General features: G+C 69.9%; 6 protein-coding genes. All 6 read left to right on the top strand.

Annotation, left to right across the window (positions count from 1 at the left end; translation table 11 throughout):
• Nucleotides 1–118 precede the first annotated feature (118 nt).
• The 6 genes from QWJ90_RS14805 (at nucleotide 119) to QWJ90_RS14780 (ending at nucleotide 5,743) form a co-directional block, all read left to right on the top strand.
• Nucleotides 119–595 carry an S-ribosylhomocysteine lyase gene (locus tag QWJ90_RS14805; RefSeq protein ID WP_290108642.1) on the top strand — a complete coding sequence of 159 codons (477 nt, stop codon included), beginning with the start codon at nucleotides 119–121 and terminating at the stop codon, nucleotides 593–595.
• Nucleotides 592–1,281 carry a 5'-methylthioadenosine/S-adenosylhomocysteine nucleosidase gene (gene mtnN / locus QWJ90_RS14800; protein ID WP_290108641.1) on the top strand — a complete coding sequence of 230 codons (690 nt, stop codon included), beginning with the start codon at nucleotides 592–594 and terminating at the stop codon, nucleotides 1,279–1,281. Before QWJ90_RS14805 ends, mtnN begins: the two co-directional genes overlap by 4 nt.
• An 8-nt stretch (nucleotides 1,282–1,289) precedes the next feature.
• Entirely contained in the window at nucleotides 1,290–2,153 is an 864-nt protein-coding gene (truA, locus tag QWJ90_RS14795) for a tRNA pseudouridine(38-40) synthase TruA (protein WP_290108640.1), read from the top strand.
• Between the two features lie 214 nt (nucleotides 2,154–2,367).
• Nucleotides 2,368–2,991: a hypothetical protein gene (locus QWJ90_RS14790; protein ID WP_290108638.1), complete on the top strand. Its 624-nt coding sequence runs from the start codon at nucleotides 2,368–2,370 to the stop codon at nucleotides 2,989–2,991.
• 478 nt (nucleotides 2,992–3,469) lie between these two features.
• Nucleotides 3,470–4,159, top strand: coding sequence for a fructose 1,6-bisphosphatase (locus QWJ90_RS14785; RefSeq protein WP_290108634.1), 690 nt, complete (start codon nucleotides 3,470–3,472; stop codon nucleotides 4,157–4,159).
• 183 nt (nucleotides 4,160–4,342) lie between these two features.
• Complete coding sequence (locus QWJ90_RS14780) at nucleotides 4,343–5,743, top strand: glycosyltransferase family 2 protein (protein WP_290108643.1); 1,401 nt, start codon at nucleotides 4,343–4,345, stop codon at nucleotides 5,741–5,743.
• Nucleotides 5,744–6,309 lie beyond the last annotated feature (566 nt).

The raw sequence follows: 6,309 nt of genomic DNA, 5'->3' as shown, positions 1-6,309 counted from the left end.
GCCGCCCACGCCGCCCGCGCCGCCCACGCCGCCCGCGCCGCCCACGCCGCCCGCGCCGCCCCCGAGCCCCGAGAACCTCGCGCCCACCGCTCTCCAACCCACCTCCGCGTAGGCTCGGATGGTGACTGAAGCGCCCCGCATGAACGTCGAGTCGTTCAACCTCGACCACCGCATCGTCTCCGCGCCGTACGTGCGCCTCGCCGACCGGAAGCAGCTCCCGGCGGGCGACGTCATCGTCAAGTACGACGTCCGGTTCACGCAGCCCAACCGCGCGCACCTCGAGATGCCCACCGTTCACTCGATCGAGCACCTGTTCGCCGAGAAGAGCCGCAACCACTCCGACCGCGTCATCGACTTCTCGCCGATGGGGTGCCAGACCGGCTTCTACCTCATCCTGCAGGGCGAGCCCGCGTACGACGAGGTCCTCGCGCTCATCGAAGCGACCCTGACCGACATCCTCGACGCGACCGAGGTTCCGGCCGCGAACGAGACCCAGTGCGGATGGGGCGCCAACCACACCCTCGAGGGCGCCCAGACCGCGGTCCGCGGGTTCCTCGCCGAGCGCGACCGGTGGAACACGGTGTACGCGGCATGAGCCACGTCGTCGTCCAGGTCGCCATGGACGAGGAGGCCCAGCCCTTCCTCGATGCCGCCTCGGAGGTCTCCGAACCCGTCCAGATCGGCCGGGCCATACATCGCGGTGTCGTCGTCGGCGGGCGCACCTTCGTGCTCGTCCGCTCCGGCATCGGCATGGTGAACGCGGCCGTCGCGGCCGTCGGCTCCGCGCATCGCTACGGCGACGACATCCTCCTCATCTCCGCCGGATCCGCGGGCGGCCTCGGCCCCGGCGTTCAGGTCGGCGATGTCGTGGTCGGCACGCAGTACATCAACGTCGACGCCGACGCGCGGGCCTTCGGCTACGTTCCCGGCCAGGTGCCCGGCATGCCGCCGAGCTACGCGCCCGACCCGTTCGCGCACGCCGCGCTCATCACGGCGGCGCTGGCGGATGGCCGGGGCCGGGAAGGCGCGATCGGCTCGGGTGAGAAGTTTGTCACCGTCGACATCGCGCAGCGCCTGCGGGAGGTGTTCCCGGCCATCCTCGCCGTCGACATGGAGACCGCGGCCCTCGCGCAGACGGCCTTCAACCTCGGTCTGCGGTTCGCGTCGCTCCGCGCGATCAGCGACCTGTGCGCGCCGGACGGCACGGAGTTCGAGACCCACATCGACGACGCCGCCGAGCGTTCCGCGCAGGTCGTCCTCGCGGCGCTCGCGCAGCTGTAGGCGCGGCGATGCGTCGCATCCGGCTCGACATCGCCTACGACGGCACGCACTTCCGCGGATGGGCCCGCCAGCCCGGTCTCCGCACGGTGCAGGGCACCCTCGAGGGGGCGCTCGGCCGCATCGCGGGGTCGCCCGTGCAGCTCGTCGTCGCCGGACGCACCGACGCCGGCGTCCACGCCAGCGGGCAGGTCGCGCACGTCGACGTCGACGACGCCCAGTGGGAGCGCCTCACGATCAAGCGTCGCAACGCCCCCGAGGTCGCCGACCCGATCGAGCCGGTGGCGAAGCGGATGGCCGGGGTGCTCGGGCAGTATCCCGACGTCTTCGTCACGCGCGCCTCGACCGCGCCGGAGGGGTTCGACGCGCGCTTCTCCGCGACCTGGCGCCGGTACGCGTACCGGATCGCGGATCAGGTCGTCGGGTACGACCCCATGGAGCGGCACCGCACCACGACCGTCCGCGCCGACCTCGACGTCGCCGCGATGGACGAGGCCGCCCGCGGGCTCGTCGGACTCTGGGATTTCGCGGCCTACTGCAAGCCTCGTCCCGAGTCCACGACCATCCGCACCCTGCTCGAGTTCGACTGGCGGCGGGATGCCGAGGGCGTGCTCGTCGCGAACGTCCGCGCCGATGCGTTCTGCCACTCCATGGTGCGGGCGCTGGTCGGGGCGTGCGTGGCGGTGGGGGAGGGGAAGCTCACGGCCGAGCATCTGCGGATCATCCGCGACAACCTCGAGCGCACGAGCGAGTTCAAGGTCCTCGCCGCGCGCGGCCTCACGCTCACCGAGGTCGGGTACCCCGCGGATGAGCTCCTCGGCCAGCGCGCCGAGCAGACCCGCAAGCGCCGCGACAGCGACGAAGTCGGCGGCTGACACGGGCCGCAACCACCCGGGACGTTGAGCGGGCGAAGCGAGACGAAACGCCGCGAGCCGCCCTCGGCAACCTCGCCACCGCGTTTCGTCTCGGTCGCTGGCGCTCCCTCGCTCAACGTCCGGCACGATGACCGTCCGCGTTCCCGCGCCTGGGAACGCGCCCGGAGGCACCGGCCTCTACACCGGTATCCTGGCGCGGACGAAAGGGATGCCGATGCGCACCATGAAGAGGGCCGCGTTCGCTCTGACCCTCGGCGCGCTCGCCGGCGTGCTCGCCGGATGCGACGGCGAGGCGCCCTGGGTCGCCGCGACCACGCCCACGCCGACGACGTCTGTGGAGCCCACTTACGGCAGCGGTGCGGGTGAGAGCGCCCCCGCCACCGAGACCCCCGAGCCCGTCGTCAACGACCTCGAGACCGGCAGCGCCAAGCGGCAGCTCGACGCCGGCGCGGTCGTCGCCGACGTCACGTACTGGTCCGACCTCGCCCTGGACCAGTGGACCGCGGCGGCCGCCAAGCCTCTCAGCCTCTCGCTCTCGACGACGATCACCCCCGACGACGGCCAGGGCGTGTACCTGCAGCGGGCGAGCATCACCGTCGTGCCGGATGGCGGTGAGGCGCTCCCCGTGCAGGAGGACACCTCGACAGAGCCGCACGGCTACCTCGTGCTCTCGCCCTACAGCTACTCGCAGACGTTCACGATCGGCGCCGTCCCGGATGGCACCCGCTCCGTTACCTTGCAGGTCCGGTACGAGTTCCTCGTGCAGACGACCCCGACATCCGACGAGTACGCGAAGCAGACCGCGACCGACAGCCTCACCGTCGCCATCGCCGGCTGAGGTCGCCGCCGTCGTGGGCGTCGAGGGATGGCCTCGCCCGCGTGTCGCCCGCACTGGCGAACCGCGGATGGCCGGGCTCGCGTGTCGCCCGCACTGGCGAACCGCGGATGGGTGCGCTCGCGTGTCGCCCGCACTGGCGAACCGCAGATGGCCGCGCCCGCATGTCGCCCGCACTGGCGAACCAGGGGGCGCCCCCGAATCGCACCCCGGAGGCTGCGAACCTCAAGCCCGCATCAGGCCCCGACCCCCAACCTCAAGGCAAGCGCAAGACTGACGCAGGGAATCCCAGAGAACCCGGATTCGGGCCATCCGGCGTGATTATCTGAGCAGGTCGTCTTCTGGGGAGGCGGCGCCGCGTAACCCGAATACGCGATGAGCCCTCGCGCAGCACCCTTCGCTCGTGCGACGGCACCACTGCGCCCGTGCGCACCTCGGCCAAGGTGCGCACGGGCGCCCATGGATTTTCAGGAGAACAGTCATGCTCACACGCACCATCCGTGCGACGGCCGCCACGGCCATCCTCGCCGCCTCGCTGCTCGCGACCGCCGGCTGCAGCCAGATCGCCGCGATGGCCCAGCCGATCGTGGAGCGCACGCCCGACGCGGCGTCGTCCGCGAGTGCCGCCGGCACCGACGCGGCGGCGTTCGAGTCGATTCTCACGCAGGATGGCTCGGTGTCGCTCACGGCCGACGTCGCCGACGACCTCCAGGTCACCATCGACGTCTGGGCCGAGAGCCCCAAGCGCACCCAGGAGTGGACGACCACGGGCGACAAGACGTTCGGCTACGCCATCAACGTCGCGGACTACCGGGTGGCGGAGAAGGCGACGCTCGATCAGAAGCGCCGCGTGTACCTCTCGCAGCTGTCAGTCACGTCGACGCTCAGTCCCGCGCAGACACCCGGCCCCGTCAACTTCACGACCGATCCGCGCACGCTGGTGCCGAGCGACGCGATGAGCACCGACCGGGGGCTGCTGCTCAACAGCTTCCAGGGGGGTCTGCTGGTGCCCGAGAGCACGATCTCGCAGCTTCCGGACGGCACGACCGGCATCACGCTGGACTTCGCGCTGACCCTGTCGGCGGAGGGATCGCCGAACAGCGACGGCTCGTTCAGCGAGCAGACGATCCACCAGACGCTTCCGATCGCGATCTTCGCCGCCCAGAGCTGATTTCCTTGCGCCGATCTTGAGCTTCGCCGGGGCGAAACCCCGCGGATTCTCGCGGTCGGTCAGGAAGACTCGTAGCAACGAAGCACCCCGAAGACAGGAACCATCGTGACCACCCAGGACACCGCCATCGTCCCCCTCGCGCCGTCGGCCGAGGTGGAGCCGGCTCACGCGCCGTCGGCCGAGATGGAGCCGGTCGGATTCGCCGACGACTTCGCATCGGTGCTGGAGGACGTCCCCGGTCATCGGTCGACCATCGGCTGCATCATCCCCGCCTACAACGAGGAGGAGTCGATCGCCGATGTGATCGAGGCGCTCCTCGCGCAGACCCGCGTGCCGGATGTCATCCACGTGGTCGTGAACAACTCCTCCGACGGAACGGTGCGCATCGCCTCGCAGTATGCCGGCGCCCACGAGCTCAGCACCGAGCTCGGCGACCAGTTCACCGAGGTGTTCGTCCACGACATCGGCAAGAACCCCGACAAGAAGGTCGGCGCCCTGAACTACGGCTACTCGCTCGTGGAGGGCTACGACTACCTGCTCGGCGTGGATGGCGACACCGTCGCCGACCGCCAGGCGGTCGAGCACCTCGAGAACGAGGCGGTCTCCGACTCGCGCATCGGCGGCATCTCGGCGGTGTATTCGATCGACGACCGCCCGATCAGGGGCATCATCCCGAAGTTCCTCATCGCGGGCCAGCGCACGCAGTTCGCGGCGTTCAACATGCAGAACCTTCTGCGCGGCCGCAACATGGCCGTGCTCGGCGGGCAGTTCTCGATCTTCTCGACCGCCGCCCTGCGCGACGTCATGAAGGGCAACCACCAGCGCACCCCGTGGGTGAAGGACAGCGAGGTCGAGGACTCGCTTCTCTCGCTGCAGATCAAGAGCGCCGGCTACCTCACGAAGATCAGCCCGTTCGCCCGCGCTGATGTCGGTGGCATGACGACGCTCCGCGGCTACGACGCGCAGCAGGTCAAGTGGACGTACGGCGCCATCGAGCTCATGTGGCCCGGGCAGCGCGGCGACACGAAGGGCCAGCCCTTCCACCCGAACCTGCGTCTGCGGTGGCTCGAGAACTTCGACATGCTCACGAACCTGTTCGTGCGCTTCGCGTTCGTCGTGCTGCTGGCCGGCTCGCTCTCCATCGGCGCGTTCGTCTTCTCGCCGGTGTGGCTCATCACGCCGCTCGTCGCGACGCTGCTGAACGTTCGCATCGCGATGACGCTCGCCACCCGCACCAAGCGCGACGTGCTGTTCGCCGCGCTGATCTTTCCCGCGGAGATCTTCATGTGGATCCGGATGAGCCACTTCGTGCGCTCCTGGACCCGCTTCCTCTCGCGCCGCAAGGTCGACAACTGGGCGATGCAGGCGCGCGCCGAGAAGGGCGGCGGAAGCTCCCACTGGCTGCCGCTCATCCTTCTGGTCGTCGTGGTGGCGGCCGTCACCGTGATCTGGCTCATGCTCGGCCCGATCGTGCAGTCCTCGATCCTCTGGGTGGGCTGGCCGATCGTCGGCATCGTCACCGTGATCCAGACCGTCGCGATGATCTTCCGCCTCCTGCGTCGCCAGCAGGGCTACAAGGTCTGAGTTCTCTCGAGAGCGCAGAGCCGGCCATCCCCAGCGGATGGCCGGCTCTTTTCGGTTGCGGCGCGGGTCGGGTTTGCGGGGTGGTGTGGGTTTGCGCGGGGCGGTGCGGGGCCTGGGCCGGGGGTGCGTGTCTCAGTTGCGGTGGCTATTCGGCTCGGATGGCCACCCGGAGTGAGACACGGGTGGCTGGCGCGGGGGTGCGTGTCTCGGTTGCGGTGGCTATTCGGCTCGGATGCCCGCCGGGAGTGAGACACGGGTGGCTGGCGCGGGGGTGCGTGTCTCGGTTGCGGTGGCTATCAGGGGCGGATGCCCGCCGGGAGTGAGACACACGGCCTCCCGCTCCGGCGGATGGTCGTCCTTCCGTCGACTGTCCGACCCCCTCGATATGCTGACGCGGCAGGAGGAGGGACACGATGACGTTCTCCGAATGGTGGCCATGTGTCGGCGGCGCTCGAATTGTGAACACTTCCGGCGTTCGAAAAGTGAACGGTTGTGGGCAGTTTAGTCAGCCGGGTCGGTGATGTCGGGGCGGGTGCTGGGGAGGCTGTCGAGGCCGCGGCCTCGGA

The organism is Microbacterium oryzae (assembly GCF_030406385.1).
Classification (GTDB): domain Bacteria; phylum Actinomycetota; class Actinomycetes; order Actinomycetales; family Microbacteriaceae; genus Microbacterium; species Microbacterium oryzae_A.
This window is presented reverse-complemented; position numbering and strand designations above follow the sequence as displayed.